A 16,570-nucleotide genomic window follows, 5' to 3' on the forward strand; every position below is an offset into this window, starting at 1 on the left:
ATAATACATTGCGATAATTAAGCCAGTTAATCATAAATATGAAAAAATTAATCTATTCTTTAATAATTTTATTTACCTCTGTTCAAGTTATAGCTCAAAACTCAAATTATCTTATTTTTAATGAGAAAACCGATGGTCCTTGGTTTCCAATTCAGCTCTATATTAACGGTTCATTTGATGTCATTCAAAATCCTTACTGGTTCAATCAGAAGGACTATTTTGAGAAACATAAGATTGTTTGGAACAAGGTAAAAGATCCTATTCATTCGATTAAGAAGAATGGTGGCCTTGATACTTTATTAAAGGAAGAGTTTCTAAGTAATCGCGTCCTACCTAATATTTTTTTACATACATTCGGTGGAGCTTACGAGACTAAGAAGCTCATGGAATATTCTGATTACTATGGAATTAAATGGGCCAAGACTTTTTCGTTTATTGTGACCTATGCGATGCACTTTGGTAATGAGGCCAATGAAACAACTCAACCTGAAGTATCTGCACTTGATCATATTGCAGACTTATATATCTATGACGTGGCGGCATTTCTACTTGGATTAAATGATCCATTTATGAATTTCATGGTTGATGAAATGGGGATGACAACTTGGCACTTCATGCCAGTCTATGATGTTGAGCATGAGGACTTTTTTAACGTTGGTCTAAATTATATTATGCGTCCTAAGCTTCTACACTTTAATAAGTTTAGGCCGCTCCTTTATATGGGAATGATGAATCTAGTAGGGCTTACTTACGATAACGGAGATCTTTCTCATTCTGTTGCTGCGGGGATGGCCTTTACTGATCCACTAGAGCAGAAGGGGCGCTTTGCTTATGGTTACTTTCTTGAAACCATGGGAAGACAAGCTGCGTCACTATTGATGAACAGTTCTGAAGACTTTAGGGTTCGTTTAAATCTATATCCTGCATTATTTCATTTCTATGCTGATAGCGCGTCTAACTTCGCTCTAATGCTAGGGCAAACGAAGAATGATGACTTTGCCTTTGGAATAAATTATGAGCTGCCAATAAGTATTGGGAATCTTAACTAGGTTAAGATTAGCTTGCTTGCGTAATGCTGAAAGCGTACTATAGATGCGAAATATAGGACGATTTATGACGGTTAAAATTAATAAGCAAGCACTCAAAAACTATCAAGAAAAATACGGAAGTGATTCAATCCTTAATGTAAATAAAGGACTTGAGAAAGAGGGCCTTCGTGTAATGGTTGAAGATGGCAAGCTTGCAAGTTCCGATCATGACCCAAAATTTGGTTCAAAACTTCTTCATAAATGGATAACTACCGACTTTGCAGAAAGTCTTCTTGAGTTCATCACTCCTGTTTCAAAATCAAATGATGAAACTTTAAAAACTCTGGGAAATCTTCAACACTATGTTTTAGAACAAGATTCAAGTGAAGTCATTTGGCCATCATCAATGCCTTGTATCTTACCGGAAGATAAAGATATTAAGCTTGCTTACTACGGAGAGAGTAACTCTGGCCGTTTAAAGACTCTTTATCGCTCTGGTCTTGGCCTTCGCTATGGAAGATCAATGCAGGCGATTGCGGGACTTCATTACAATTTTTCAATGACAGATGAATTTTGGAAAAATTGGCATGAGTTAAGTGGAAGCTCTTTATCGCTTCAACTTTTTATTAATGAGGAATACTTAAATCTTTGTCGAAACTTTAGAAGTTATTCAAATATTCTCTTATATCTTTTTGGAAACTCTGTTTCTGTTCATGAGTCCTTCCTAAGTGGTAAGAAACATTCACTAGATGTGATTCATGAAGATGAGAAATATGGCAAAACTTTTGGCTCGAAAGAAGGGACATGCTTAAGGATGGGGGGACTTGGTTATACAGGTGCTTCTCAAAACGGTATTCGAATTTGTTACAACGGTCTTGATAGTTATTGCGATAGTTTAGAAGAAGCTCTGCAAATGAATTTTGCAGATTTTGATAAGATTGGTTTAAGGAATGAGAAAGGAGAGCTTCAGCAAATTAGCACTCACATTCTACAAATTGAAAATGAATTCTATTCAATCATTAGACCTAAAAGAATTGCTCCTCCTGGCAAGAGTGCTCTTGCTAGCCTAAGAAGCAAGGGGATTGAATATATTGAGGTTAGACTTCTCGATCTTAACCCATTTGCAAAGAATGGAATTACCAAAGTTCAAATGGACTTCTTAGATGCATTCTTATTGTCGTGCTTATTCTTGCGAGCGGATAGATGCAATCGTGAAATTTATAATGAGATTGAGGATAATAATCAGCTTATTGTTAGGCAGGGAAGAAAGCCTGGCCTAGAAATTAGCGTTGATGGTGAGAAAAGAAATTACCAAGAATATCTAGCAACATTCTTTAATCAAATGGCCGAAGTCATTGATGCTATATCAGATGGTGAGCGTAAGAAAGCATTACTTTTTGCTATTGAAGAGCAACGTAAGTTAATTGATCCTGCTAACACTCTTTCACAAAAAGTATTTGATCTTGTTTCAAAGAAAGGTCATATTCAGGCGATGAAGGATCTTGCGCTAGAGCATCGTAAGGAGCTGGCCGCTGTAGAAGTAAATCATGTATTTCAAGAAGAATTAGAGCTTGAGAAGAATGCATCGATGCAGCGTCAGGTGGACTTTGAGAAATTAGACGACGTAGACTTTGAAGAATACGTCGCCGCTTATGTTGCTTCTAGTTTTTCAAAATAACGATTGAATAAAAGTTAGCACTAAGTAAATTAAACCAAATGCAATTGCTAGTAATGTTAGATTTACTGTATGTTTAATAATTTTATATAGCGCCAGGTTTGTTTCTTTTAGAGTTCTTACTTTTAAAAGAGTAGGTGTTACCGCTCCAAAGATGGCATTAACTAGTCCTCTTTGATCTCCCGGAACATTTGGAACGAGAGTAATTCTCATAATCAGCTTAAAGATAAAGTTAATGATTTTTCCTATGATATTCGTTGGGCGATCAACTTCAAGCATAAGGATAATTCTTTCATTTTCAGAATTGTTGAAAGCAAAGTGAAGATAGGTCTCATCAAATAGTAGGGCCTCTCCATCGCGCCAAGAATAGTCAGTTCCATCAATATTAATATAACAACGATCATCGTTAGGTGTTTTTAAACCTAAGTGGTAGCGAAGTGATGTGGCAACTGGATCTAAGTGCTTTGTTAGTTTTGATCCTACTGGAAGAATTGAGTACATGGCACCGTTTACACCAGGAACTTTAGAAACAAGTTCAACTGTTTTTGGACACAGCTCTTTTGCTGACTTTAAAGTCGTTCCATACCAAGTAAGATAAAATTTAGACCAACCGTATTTATAAAAAGTTCTAAAACCAATGTCGTAATATGCACTTGAAGTTGGATCTTTTACTTTATCAAAATATCCATTTTCTCTAAGCTTTACCGCCTCATCGCGAATTGTTTCCCAGTTATCTTGAACTAGTTTTAACTCTGGAAAGTCTGCAAGATTCATTATTGGCTTAGCTGCTCTCTTCTTAGTGAACATATAAAGTAGGCAGTTAAGTGGTGCAAAAATTGGCCAGCCTTTGCGGAGATAGAAGTTTAAGCTCTCATATCTTTCTGTTCCACGGTAAGCGTAGACATAGCCCATTGAGGCAATACCAAAAAGAAAGAGAAAAATAAGTACAGATATAACGCTAATAGTCTTATCCTCGTTTAAGTTTAACAATTAGAATCAAATATACCTCAAGGAGCCGCTTTCCTCCATGATTTTTCTCACTATGTGTAATGTGTCATTTTAAATTTTGCGCTCTTTGCAAACTGTTCACTCTAGCTCAGGATGCTTAACAACGCCTTTATAGATTGGCTTACATTTTCCAACGCCGACAAATTGGAATGTTGAACTAGTTACACTTGAGACTGGGGCCGTGGCCGTGTCGAGGAAGGCCTTGGTTTTTGAAATTTCTGGTTTTGAAAATGTTCCCTTAATTATCTGTTGCAGTTCCGGGCAATATTTTTCATCAATTACTGAAACAACGAGATCTTTAAAAGTTTGCTTCTCAATATTGGCTCCACCTTGAGCAATGATTAAGTGCTCTTGTGTTGCCACTGCAACATCTTCAAAGATTATAAGATCTCCCGTAAGTGTTATTGCAGCATTGACTTGCTTAAGGTTTGTGTCTCCTCCTCGAAAACCTCCAATCGTTTGTCCAAGGCTGGCCGCACTTGTATAGAGAAGGCCTATTGGTCCTAAGGCCAAGACGGCCGCGGCGTCGATGATTCCAATATTGCGAGTGTCTAAAAAATTTGTAATAACATCATCAACCCTAAAGCCTTTTAAGACTAAGTTCTTTCCTGAAACACTTGCTTTGATATCACCATTCACTTGTGCATTGATGTTAATTAATCCAGAGAGCCCTAAAGATGCATCAAAGTATTTAATGACATTGTTAATATCAAGATCGTTATATTTGAAACGAATATCTTCTAGATTTACTAAGTTAAAAGTTAGGTTACCTCGATTCTTAGAACCAAAGTCAGGAATAAAAATTTGGCTTACTTCAATTATTGTCCCTTCTTTCTTATGAACAAAGCAATTCATGCTTTTAAGTTTGAATTTTTGTAATTGAATTTCTTGTGCCCTCACTTTTATTTTGGAATTTAGCGCCTGCAAATAGCGATCGATATTTTTTGCATCGACATCAATTTCTAAAAAGTCGATATTAACAGTTTTGATTTTTAATATATTCTTTTCATCTATTTGATAGCTCAAGTTATGGAGGGCCCAATGGCCTATACTGATTTTTTCAACTTGCTCTATTCTTACTCCCGCCATGGCAAGAGACTTTTTGATCACCCATTTATAATTTAGGATAAGAATGACTAGGCCAGTGATGAAAGTAAGGGCCAAGCCTATGAATATCTTTTTATATATTTTTTTCATGAGTAAATTGGTCGGTCATTGTTAAATAGTTTGTATTTGTCACAATTAAAACACATAAGAACATCATCTAAAATAAAAACTTTATTAATTGAATTAATAATCTCCACCACTTTTATGGATGAGCTATAATAGATTAAATTATGTTTAAAAAGTTAATTACTCAAACATTGAAGTCATCGTCTAAAACATATAAAGAGTATAATTCATACTGTCCTTATATTGTGGATCATAAGTCTAGGCCTGTACCTGACGAAATAAAAACACGATATGCTAGGTATGATGATGCTCAGGCCATTGCTCGTATTATTAATGAAAATAATATTGATCCAAACCTTGATTATTCTTTCTTTTTTGAAAGAACGAAAAAAGAGTTGGCCCGTGGTGGAAACTTAAAAGGTTTTCATCTGATTGTTGCCATTCTTGATGAAGAAATAGTTGGTTATGGAAGATCAATTCTCTATACACAAGAAATGGTCAATCAGTATAAGTACAAAGCACCTGTCGGTTGGTATCTTATGGGACTTACTGTTCTTCCAGAATATCGTGGCCGTGGTATTGGTGATCTCTTAACTCAAGAGCGACTTAAACACATTGGGCAAATTTCAACGAAAGCTTATTATGTTGTTAATGCAAAAAATAAAACCTCTATTAAGATGCATGAGAAGTACGGTTTTAAATTAAAAGAAGAAGGCCAAGGTTTCTTAAAAATATCATTTAATGGCGGATTAGGAATGCTGTATGAATGCAGCTTAATAACTAGAGAAGTAGATAAGGACTAAAATGGATTTTTTCAATTATAGAGAAAATGAATTATTTGCAGAGGATAATAAAGTAGCCGATCTTGTTCAAAAGTATGGAACTCCACTTTATATCTATTCTTTGAAAACATTTAAGAGACACTTTCTAGCTTTTCAAGAACCTTTAAAAGAGCATCGTCATTTAATTTGTTATGCAGTTAAGGCGAATTCAAATATTAATATCTTAAAAGAACTGGCCGCAATGGGCAGTGGTTTTGATATCGTTTCTCGTGGTGAACTTGAAAGAGTATTGGCAGCAGGTGGACAAGCATCAAAGACGGTTTTTTCTGGGGTAGGAAAGTCTTATGATGAAATTGAGTTTGCACTTGAAAAAGGTATTAAATGCTTAAATGTCGAATCAGTAGCTGAGCTTAGAAGAATTAATGAAGTTGCTAAAAAAATGAAAAAGAAGGCACCGGTTTCAATTAGAGTGAATCCAGATGTCGATGCTAAAACGCACCCATATATTGCAACAGGTTTAAAAGAAAATAAATTTGGTATTTCATTTCAAAAAGCGCAAGAAGTCTATGACATCGCACATTCATTAGACTCGATCAGTGTCGAAGGCATTGACTGCCACATTGGTTCGCAGCTTACTAATATCGGTCCTTTTCTAGAGGCATTAGAGAGGCTAAAACAATTAGTTGATACTCTAAGAAAAAACGGTACGCCCCTTAAACATATTGATCTAGGAGGGGGATTAGGAGTTAAATACCGTGATGAAGTTCCTCCTCATCCAAGTGAATATCTTGCTCAAGTAATTAAGAGCCTTGAGGACTATCCTGAGTTAGAACTTATCTTTGAACCTGGTCGAGCGATTGCTGCTAATGCGGGAATACTTGTGACAAAGCTTGAGTACATTAAGGAAAATGAGGGGAAGCATTTTGCTATTGTTGATGCGGCAATGAATGATTTAATGCGACCGGCCCTTTATCAAGCATGGCAAGAAGTCATCAAAGTCGATCAATCAATTAGAGGAATAAAAGAAAATTTTGATATCGTTGGCCCAGTATGTGAGACAGGGGATTATCTTGCAAAAGATAGGGAGCTTGAACTAAGTGAGGGAGAGTTGTTAGCAATTCGCTCTTGTGGAGCTTATGGCTTTACGATGTCTAGTAATTATAATTCAAGACCAAGAGCATGTGAGTTGCTTGTTGATGGCGATAAAAATCGTTTAATAAGAAAGCGAGAAACTTACCAAGATCTTTACTACTTGGAACAATGTGATTAGGATCCAAATATGAATTCAAAAACTGTAACACTAACACCACTTTTTCCAACAACAGAATGGGCATGGGATATTTCAAAGGATCAAGGTAATACGGTTCGTATTTTACATCCTTCAGGAAATGTTTTTATTTCACAAGTGATTTTAAATCGTCAGTCTCGTTTAGAAGGTAACGAACAAAAGATTTATGACCTTAATTTAAAAGATGTCGATCTTATCGCTTATATTATGGATTACTTCATTAACAAGGCCACAACGAAACTTAATCGCGGTAATGCTATGATTGTTGCTGGAAACCTTGTTAGTAGTTATCGTTTTCGTCTACCTTTAGGACCGGAAACACTTCCACTTGAAGATCAAAAGACTACCTTTGGTGAATACCGTAAGTTTGGTGAACACAAGCTCTTCATGCAAGGTGAGGAGTTAAATGTTTTCGTTATTGGAAAAGAAGGCAAGAATGAGTTCTATGCCGTAACACTCAATGATACAAAAATTGGGGACTTCAATATTCCTAAACTTGAGCTTTTAAAATTTCCTCGTTCATACTTTAGACAAAGCTTTGATTAACAATGTTTTTTAAGTGGTTGATTTTACAGGGTATTTCTTCGCTCTATCTTTATATATTATACTGGGGTATAGTATGGTGAGCGGAGGTTAACGATGGCCCATATTCATCAAAATAAGAAAAAAATTATCACGCGAATAAGACGTATCAAGGGACAACTTGAAGCGGTTGAGCGTGCTCTTGAAGAAGATAAGGATTGCTACAGCATTCTACAAACTCTGGCCGCGTGTCGCGGTGGACTTAATGGCCTAACTGGAGAGTTGATTGAAGAACATGTGAAGAACCATGTGATGGTTTCACCACTTGATCCAAAGACTCCTCAGGATGAAGCTGCAATTGAATTAGTAAATTTAATAAAAACTTATTGGAAGTAAAGTATGAAACATAAAGAACATTTAGAACCACATAATTATGTCCTAGAAGATGATCGTCTAGGCTCAAATGAAAAGAGAACGATGCTTGTTATTCTTTTAACATTTGTCACGATGGTAGCAGAGATTGGCTATGGTTATTTTACGGGGTCAATGGCCTTACTTGCTGATGGCTGGCATATGGGCTCTCACGTTGGTGCACTTGGGATAACTGTTATCGTTTACCGCTTGGCCCGCTCAGAAAAAATAAATGAAAAGCTTAGCTTTGGTGCAGGTAAGATGATTCCTTTGGGAGGCTACACAAGTGCGCTTATGTTGGGAATTGTTGCTATTGTGATGGGAGTTGAATCTATTGGCCGCTTTTTAAATCCAATGGAAATTAAATTTGAAACGGCCATCCTTGTGGCCATCATTGGTTTAATTGTAAATATCCTAAGTGCAGTTCTTCTATGGGACTCCCATGATCATCATCATGGACATGATCACGGTCACAGTCACGATCACAGTCATGGCCATAACCATGTTCATGACCACAACCACCGCTCAGCACTTCTTCATGTTATTGCCGATGCTCTAACTTCTGTCATGGCCATTGCGGCACTCTTTGCTGGAAAGTATTTTGGTTGGAACTGGGCCGATCCTATTATTGGAATTCTAGGTGCCATCGTTATCTTAAAATGGGCATGGGGACTTGCTAAAGATACAGTCTGGGAACTACTTGATGGGAACTCTAAATTATTTGATGAGGAAGAGATTAGAAAACTTTTCTCTCACGATGATGATATAGAAATAGCAGACCTTCACCTCTGGAGAATTGCTCCAAATGCTCATGCTTGTGAAGTGATGATTTACAATTGTAATTTGAAGGGGAGTGAATACTACCGCGAGAAAATTTTAGCTAAGTACAATATTTCTCATCTCATTGTGGAAGAGCGTCTTTGTACAAATTCATAATTTTATAAGTATTTAAAATGCCGTATTTTTGGGGCAGCAATGCCCCATCTTTTTAGTCTACCTCTTATCATTTCAGTACTTTATTTGCCGATTTTTAATTTGTATTAAAATTCTCATACGAATTTAATTGAGCTCGTCGATAAAGAGGCGAAATGATGAAGATATTTAAGAAATCATACATTCATATTTTATGCCTACAGCTACTGGTTACTAGTTGTGTGCCTGAGATTCAACGTCGTGAAAATTCACGTGGAGAAGTTCAGGTAAGCAATATTAGTGTTCAAGGTGATAAGCTTAGAATTGTAGGTTCAAGTCTTCATAAGGTTGAAAATATTCGCATCACTGATAAGAGTGGGACGACTTCAGACTTTTCAATTGGATCGCAAAATGAGGGAGAAATCATTGCAGATGCTCTTTCAAATACTCTTCTTCCTCTAAATCAAATTCTTACGATGACTTTGCAAAGTGCAAATGGTGCAAGCACGTTTACGATTAATGTTGATCTTCCAGATCTTGGTGCTTCTCATGGGCAGATACTCCAATACAATGCCATCACAAGAAAGTGGGCACCTGCTAATCAACCAACTTCTAGCGTTACCTCTGTTAATGGAAAGTTAGGTGCGGTTAATCTCACAGTTGATGATCTTTACGATACAGATACAAGTGGAGCAATCTCAGGCTCTATTTTAAAGTTCAATGGAACAAATTGGGTTATTGGTACAGATGAAGGTGGTTCTTCAACAAATGCAACTTCAATTCACAATCGACTCGTTTCGAATATCACTCCTACTGATGGCCAGGCACTTGTTTGGAGCAGTAGTAATTCTTCTTGGGTTCCTTCAACTATCGCAAGCGGTGGTGGAGGTGGAACTGGAGAGGCCAATACAGTTTACTCAACTGGTGGAACTTCAATCTTCAAACAAAAAGTTGGTAGTCAGCTTCAGTTTAAAGGTCTTTCTCCATCTTCTGATATTAATATTACTGAAGGATCAAACTCTCTTGGTCTTCAAATAAGCACAGCAAATGGTGCAAACCAACTTCTAAGACTTGATTCTCTTGGAAGACTACCTGCTCTTGATGGTTCCCAGTTAACAGGCATCTCTGGTGGAGGTGGTGGAAGTGGTGAAACTAACACGATGTCGACAGCATCTGGTGCTTCTATCTTTAAGCAGAAGTCTGGTGTGGACTTTGTTATGCGTGGTATTTTAGGTTCATCTGATTTCGTTATTAATGAGAGTACAAATACAGTTGATTTTCAAATCAATACGGCCAACGGTGCCAATCAACTTCTAAGATTAGATTCTTCTGGTCGTCTTCCGGCACTCGACGGTTCTTTGCTAACTGGAATCGCAGCAGGTGGTGGGGATACAACTTTACAATCACGAGATGTTTCTGCTGCCGCACCTACAAATGGTCAGGCACTTTTATGGAATGATGTAAGTCAGCAGTGGGAGCCTGCCACTATTACTGCTGGAGGTGCTGGTGGTGAAGTTAATACGGCCTCAAGTGCAGGTGGCGAAGCAATTTATCAAAATAAAGTAGGCTCAAACTTAGTCTTTAAAGGGCTATCAAATACTACTGATATTTCTTTAACAGGAAATGCAAATGATATTCAAATCGGAATAAATACTTCAAATGGAGCGGGACAGATTCTTCGTCTTGACTCTTTCGGACGTCTTCCTGCACTAGATGGATCTCTTTTAACTGGTATTGCGGCTTCTGCATCAGGTGATGCTGTTAGCTTACAAACGAGAGATATTTCATCAACTGCGCCAACTGATGGCCAGGTTCTTACTTGGAATAATTCTGTTTCAGAGTGGGAGCCTCAAACACTTGCTGCTGCAAGCTCTGATGCGACAACTCTTCAGACTCGCAATGTTGCGACAACTGCTCCTGCCGATGGACAGGCGCTTGTTTGGAATAACGGAACTTCACAGTGGGAGCCACAAACGATTATTTCTGGTGGTGGGTCTGGTGAGAATAACACAATCTCAAGTGCTGGAGGAGTTTCACTTTTCAAGCAAAAATCGGGTGTTGATTTAATTCTTAAAGGTCTTCAAGGATCTACAGACTTCACTGTTTCTGGTAGTACGAATACTGTTGATCTACAGATCAATACATCAAATGGTGCAAATCAACTTTTAAGACTGGATGCCTCTGGTCGTCTACCTGCGATTGATGGATCTCTTCTAACAGGAATTGCTGGTGGAAGCTCTGATGCAACAGCAATTCAATCTCGTACAGTATCTGCTGTTGCTCCTGCCAATGGACAAGCTCTTTTATGGAATAGTACAAGCTCTCAATGGGAACCAACTACAATTGTTACTGGTGGTGCCGGTGGTGAAGCCAATACTGCTTCTAGTGCTGGAGGAGAAGGTTTATTCCAAGCAAAAGTTGGAACGAATCTCGTCTTTAAAGGTTTAACTGGTGGAAGTGATATTACTCTGACAGGTAATACTAATGATGTGCAAATTAATGTAACAACTGCAAATGCGGCCAACGAGCTTTTAAGACTTGATGCTTTCGGACGTTTACCTGCTGTTGATGGTTCACAGTTAACTGGTATTGCTACATCGGATAATACAATTCAATCTCGTGCCGTTGCTTCTACTGCTCCTACTGATGGGCAGGCCCTTGTGTGGAATAACACTGCTTCTCAATGGGAGCCGCAAACAATAAGTGCGGGAGCAGGTGGGGAGTCTAATACGATTTCTAGTGTCGGTGGTGCTAGCTTATTTAAACAAAAGACAGGTGTTGATCTTGAATTAAAAGGTCTGACAGTAACGAGTGACCTTGCTATTACTGAAAATGTAAATGATGTTCAAGTGGGAGTTAATACTTCTAATGGAGCAAACCAATTACTACGTCTTGATGCTTCTGGACGACTACCTGCTATCGATGGCTCACAATTAACAGGTATTGCTGCCGCAGGTGAAGTCAATACGGCCAGTAATCTCGGTGGTTCTTACGGGGTATTTGCACAAAAGAATGGTAGCGAACTTCAATTTAAAGGTTTTAACTTTAGCACTGACTTTAGTATTTCTGATGTTGGTGACTATTACGATATAACTCTATTAACATCAAATGCGGGTGGAGAGTTACTTCGTCTTGAATTAGATGGTAAACTGCCTTCCTTAGATGCAACAAACCTGTATAATCTTCCTGCAAGTGATACGACATTACAATCTAGAAGTGTATCTCCAAATCCTCCTTCTAACGGACAAGTCTTAACTTGGAATGGTACTTTTTCTGAGTGGGAACCTGCGGATCTTACAGTATCTGGTGATGATCTTGGAAGTCACATGGCCACGCAGAACTTTCAAATTGGGGCCAATTATATTTCTTATTCTGGTCTAGATGAAGGTCTCTATGTAAACCTTGGTGGTAATGTTGGAATCGGAACAAATACACCAGCGGCCGATCTTCATATTTCGGACTCTCATGCGGAAATGAAAATTCAAGATTCTAATGTTGGAATTTCTTCTGAAGTAAACTTCACACTCCTTGCGGATGGTTCAGAAGCCGGTTTTGCGCTTCTTAATTCAAATTATGACTGGGCCGCAGATTTTCCTGATGCTTCATGGTCTGATGTCATGCTATTTCACTCAGCACCTGAAACAGCTAATGGAATGCGCATGCATGCATTTGCTGGAGACATTAATCTTTCAGTTGGGGATGCCATTCTTACTGATGTGCTAAATGTAAACGGAACAAATGGAAACGTAGGGATTCTTACAACTACGCCAAGTGGGTCCTTTGCCTTAGATGTAAATGGATCAGTTAGAGGGACAGCAGCCTTTGACTCAACATCTGATGAGCGTCTCAAAAAGAAAGTGACATCGATCTCTAGTGAAATCTCAATTTTAGATAAGCTCTCTCTTCTAGATGGAGTTTATTTCGAGTGGAGAAAAGATGAATTCCCTCAAAAGAACTTTAAAGAAGGAAGAGATATCGGTGTTATTGCTCAAAACGTAGAGAAGGTATTTCCTGAGGCCGTATCAAAAGATGAGAATGGTTATTTAAGTGTTGCTTACGCAAAATTAGTTGCGCCGCTTATTGAAGCCGTTAAGAGTTTATTTTCTATTTCAAAGGATCAGGGAAGAGATATTGCTTCTCTTGAGGCCAGAACTAAAAAGCTTGAAGAAGAGAATCAGATGCTTAAGCAAGCTCTTTGTGAAATGAATCCGAAAGCGAAGATTTGTCAAAGTAAACAATCTAAGTAGTCGTAATTACAAAAGACTCCCATGGTTTTACAGAAGATTTTATAGGCTCCCTTGAGTTTGGTGGCGATGCGTTATAAAAATCCATCTAGAACAAAAACACGGGACGATTCTATGAGATCTATTTATCTATCACTTTTGATAGCGTTAACAACATTTAGCGCACATTCTGCCATGGCCCAAACGACTAAGCAGAAATTCTGTAAAGAAAGAGAAAATAAGCACTTTGTTAGGAATCAGATGATGACAAAGATAAGTGCTCACATGGGCTTTAGAAATTACGGAGGCCTTCTTAATGGTGGTGTTTGTTGGTGGCACTCGCGCTTTCATCGTAATGCCCTTTATCTTGGAATCTTTAGGCCAGAGTATTCGAAACCATCAGAAGATGAAGCGAAGACTATCATAAAAGCAATTCGTCGAGGCCGTAGTGTCGTTGAGATTCCTGGTTATCGAAACTTAAGAGAGTTCTCAATTGATAATGATCACTTAATTCAAAATGAACTTGAGGCCTGGCAAAGAACTGATGGGTTTATTAATCAGCAGTGGGTGATTGGTTTACTTGGAACAGCTAAGCGAAGCGAAAATGGTATGAGAAAGATGATGGATGGACTTTATGATCGCGTTGTTAATCAAGGTGATGTGACTTATCAGAAATTACAAATTAAGGGAATCGATGCTCACGCTTGGCTTGTTGTGGATATGAAGAAGACGAGAACAGGTTATACTCTTTATGCAGTTGATAGTAATTTTCCTGGAGAGCTGCAAAAGGTTCGCTACAATTATGGAGATAAATTCTTTCACTATAATCGTTGGTATGGAGAGTTTGCTCCGTACACGGGAAGGAGAGTTGAGATCAAAAGAGTTAAGAAAGTAATTAAAGAATTTTGCGAATAAAAAAAAGGGAGCTATTAAGCTCCCTTTCTTTTTTATCTATGTTGCTTTTATTAAGCTTCATCAATTGAGAAATTTTCCATCTGATCAAAGTTTAGGTAACGATAGATTGAATCGTCCTTACCTTGAAGTGGTTGCATCATCTCTAGGTACTCATCTGGTTTTGGTAGGTAACCAAGTTTTGCAGCGATAGCAGCAAGCTCAGCAGATCCTAAGTAAACACGAGCATCTTTACCCATACGGTTATTGAAGTTACGAGTTGAAGTTGAGAACACTGTTACACCATCTTTAACACGTGCTTGGTTACCCATACATAGTGAACAACCTGGCATTTCAAGTCTAGCACCAGCAGCAGCGAACTTCGCGTAGAAACCTTCTCTTGTTAGTTGATCTTGATCCATTTTTGTTGGAGGACAGATCCAAAGTCTTGCATCAGCTTGACCTTGACCTTCAAGAACAGTTGCGGCCGCTCTGAAGTGACCGATATTTGTCATACAAGAACCGATGAATACTTCATCAATTTTATCACCTTGAACATCGCTTAGTTTCTTAACGTCATCTGGATCGTTTGGACAAGCAACGATTGGCTCTTTCATTTCATCAAGATTGATTTCGATAACAGCAGCGTACTCAGCGTTTGCATCCGCTTCCATCAGCTCACCATTTTCAATCCAATCATTAACTTCTGCGATACGTCTCTCTAGTGTTCCAACGTGTCCAAAACCGTTTGCGATCATTGACTGCATAAGAGCAACGTTTGATCTTAAGTATTCAACTACTGTTTCACGGCTTAGTTTAATTGTTGAACCAGCAGCACTTCTTTCTGCAGTTGCATCAGTAAGTTCGAATGCTTGCTCAAGTTTAAGATCTGGAAGACCTTCCATTTCTAGAATACGACCAGCAAAAATATTTTTCTTACCTTTCTTTTCTACAGTTAGTAGACCTTCTTGAATTGCTTGGTAAGGAATCATGTTAACAACGTCACGAAGAGTGATACCTGGTTGTAACTTTCCTGTGAAACGTACAAGAACTGATTCTGGCATATCAAGTGGCATAACACCAAGTGCCGCAGCAAATGCGACAAGCCCTGATCCTGCTGGGAATGAAATTCCAAGAGGGAAGCGAGTGTGAGAGTCACCACCAGTACCAACAGTATCTGGAATTAGAAGACGGTTAAGCCAAGAGTGGATAATACCATCACCTGGTCTTAGTGCTACACCTTCTCTGTTTCTGATATATTCTGGAAGAGTTGCGTGAGTGATAACGTCACTTGGCTTTGGATAAGCAGCTGTGTGACAGAATGATTGCATTACAAGATCAGCATTGAACTTTAGACATGCAAGCTCAGTCATCTCATCTCTTGTCATTGGCCCAGTTGTATCTTGTGAACCAACTGTTGTCATTTTTGGAAGACATGAAGTACCTGGAAGAATTCCTGTCACTCCACATGCTTTCCCAACCATTTTTTGAGCAAGAGTATAACCTTGACCTTCGTGTGCAAGAGTTGTGTGTGGCTTAGCAAAGATTCCTGAATCATCAGCAGTTCCTTGTCCAAGAGACGCTCTTGCTTTATCTGTTAGCATTTTTCCGATAATTAGAGGAACACGACCACCAGCTCTATACTCATCTAGAATTGTTTCTGGGGCAACATCGTACTTTGCAAGTTCGCTACCTTTCTCATCAAGGATCTTTCCTTCAAGTGGACGAACTTCAATTACTGTTCCTGTTGTAAGCGCTGATACATCAAATCCGTGGATTGGAAGAGCACCAGAGTCTTGAGCAGTGTTAAAGAAGATCGGAGCAATTGTTTGACCGATAATAACACCACCACGTCTCTTGTTAGGTACGAAAGGAATATCGTCACCAATACACCATAGAAGAGAGTTGATTGCTGACTTTCTAGAAGAACCTGTACCAACAACGTCACCAACGAAAGTAACAGGAAGGTTAAACTTTTCTTTAAGGTCTGAGATTTGCTTTGGACCTTCTGGGAAAAGTGATCCACCCATAACATTTGCGTGAAGAGGGATATCCGCTCTTGTAAATGCAAATGGAGCAGGAGAGAAGTCATCTGTATTGATTTCACCGTCTACTTTGTAAACGACAGTTTTGATTGACTCATCAACTTGTGGCTTATTAGTAAACCATTCTGCATTTGCCCAAGATTCGATGATCTCTTTAGCAATAGCATTTCCACCATCTGCTAGTTTTTTAACGTCATCAAAAACGTTTACTGCAAGAGGAAGGTTTTTTAATTCTTTAGCAGCAAGCTTTGCAAGTGCTTCATCACTTCCTGCTACGATATCAGTTAGGCCTTGAAGGTTGAAACCACCAACCATTGTACCTAATAATTCAACTGCATATTCTTTTGAAATTAGTGAACAAGTGTGTGCACCTTTTGTAATACCAATTAGAAAGCTTGCCTTTACTTGTGCAGCAGGGTCAACACCTGGATTGATACGATCTTTTAAAAGATCTAAAAGCTCCTGAGTTGGCTCAGATTCAAGAAGTTTTACAACTTCTGTTGCTTGTTCTTTTGTTAATGCTAATGGAGGAATACCTTCTTTGGCCCTTTCCTCAACATGTGCGTGATAATCTTCTAGAAAATTAGACATAGATCCTCGACTTTTTGAGTT

The 16,570-nt window shown here is 38.4% G+C and carries 12 protein-coding genes; 9 read left to right on the forward strand and 3 right to left on the reverse strand.

The window, feature by feature from the left end; all coding sequences use genetic code 11:
• The first annotated feature begins 38 nt into the window (after positions 1–38).
• The gene (locus ACMAWV_RS04990) at positions 39–1,049 is read left to right on the forward strand and encodes a hypothetical protein (protein ID WP_103216546.1); all 1,011 of its coding nucleotides are present in this window, start codon (positions 39–41) and stop codon (positions 1,047–1,049) included.
• A 64-nt stretch (positions 1,050–1,113) separates the two neighbouring features.
• Positions 1,114–2,706 (forward strand): glutamate--cysteine ligase, encoded by a 1,593-nt coding sequence (gshA, locus tag ACMAWV_RS04995; protein ID WP_412469834.1) that lies wholly within the window; start codon positions 1,114–1,116, stop codon positions 2,704–2,706.
• Here the strand turns inward: gshA and ACMAWV_RS05000 are convergent.
• Positions 2,698–3,693 carry an aspartyl/asparaginyl beta-hydroxylase domain-containing protein gene (locus ACMAWV_RS05000; RefSeq protein ID WP_412469833.1) on the reverse strand — a complete coding sequence of 332 codons (996 nt, stop codon included), beginning with the start codon at positions 3,691–3,693 and terminating at the stop codon, positions 2,698–2,700. The two genes, gshA and ACMAWV_RS05000, sit on opposite strands and share 9 nt — an antisense overlap.
• A 96-nt stretch (positions 3,694–3,789) precedes the next feature.
• A complete protein-coding gene (locus ACMAWV_RS05005) occupies positions 3,790–4,908 on the reverse strand; it encodes a hypothetical protein (RefSeq protein WP_412469832.1) in 1,119 nt (372 codons plus the stop codon).
• Between the two features lie 140 nt (positions 4,909–5,048).
• Between ACMAWV_RS05005 and ACMAWV_RS05010 the strand changes: the two genes are divergently transcribed.
• From ACMAWV_RS05010 to ACMAWV_RS05040, 7 genes are all read left to right on the forward strand, one after another.
• On the forward strand, positions 5,049–5,687 hold the full coding sequence (locus tag ACMAWV_RS05010; RefSeq protein WP_103216549.1) for a GNAT family N-acetyltransferase: 639 nt from the start codon (positions 5,049–5,051) through the stop codon (positions 5,685–5,687).
• Position 5,688: 1 nt separating this feature from the next.
• Positions 5,689–6,936 (forward strand): diaminopimelate decarboxylase, encoded by a 1,248-nt coding sequence (gene lysA, locus ACMAWV_RS05015; protein WP_392991102.1) that lies wholly within the window; start codon positions 5,689–5,691, stop codon positions 6,934–6,936.
• A gap of 9 nt (positions 6,937–6,945) precedes the next feature.
• Positions 6,946–7,500, forward strand: coding sequence for a hypothetical protein (locus ACMAWV_RS05020; protein ID WP_103216551.1), 555 nt, complete (start codon positions 6,946–6,948; stop codon positions 7,498–7,500).
• 93 nt (positions 7,501–7,593) lie between these two features.
• A complete protein-coding gene (locus ACMAWV_RS05025; protein ID WP_103216553.1) occupies positions 7,594–7,872 on the forward strand; it encodes a metal/formaldehyde-sensitive transcriptional repressor in 279 nt (92 codons plus the stop codon).
• Positions 7,873–7,875: 3 nt separating this feature from the next.
• Positions 7,876–8,823 carry a CDF family Co(II)/Ni(II) efflux transporter DmeF gene (gene dmeF / locus ACMAWV_RS05030; protein WP_103216554.1) on the forward strand — a complete coding sequence of 316 codons (948 nt, stop codon included), beginning with the start codon at positions 7,876–7,878 and terminating at the stop codon, positions 8,821–8,823.
• Positions 8,824–8,975: 152 nt separating this feature from the next.
• Positions 8,976–13,046 (forward strand): tail fiber domain-containing protein, encoded by a 4,071-nt coding sequence (locus ACMAWV_RS05035; protein ID WP_412469831.1) that lies wholly within the window; start codon positions 8,976–8,978, stop codon positions 13,044–13,046.
• 111 nt (positions 13,047–13,157) lie between these two features.
• Positions 13,158–13,937 (forward strand): hypothetical protein, encoded by a 780-nt coding sequence (locus ACMAWV_RS05040; RefSeq protein ID WP_412469830.1) that lies wholly within the window; start codon positions 13,158–13,160, stop codon positions 13,935–13,937.
• A 50-nt stretch (positions 13,938–13,987) separates the two neighbouring features.
• Here ACMAWV_RS05040 and acnB read toward each other — a convergent pair whose 3' ends face one another.
• Entirely contained in the window at positions 13,988–16,549 is a 2,562-nt protein-coding gene (gene acnB / locus ACMAWV_RS05045; protein WP_103216557.1) for a bifunctional aconitate hydratase 2/2-methylisocitrate dehydratase, read from the reverse strand.
• Positions 16,550–16,570 lie beyond the last annotated feature (21 nt).

Source organism: Halobacteriovorax sp. RT-1-1 (genome assembly GCF_047085455.1).
In the GTDB taxonomy this organism is placed as follows: domain Bacteria; phylum Bdellovibrionota; class Bacteriovoracia; order Bacteriovoracales; family Bacteriovoracaceae; genus Halobacteriovorax_A.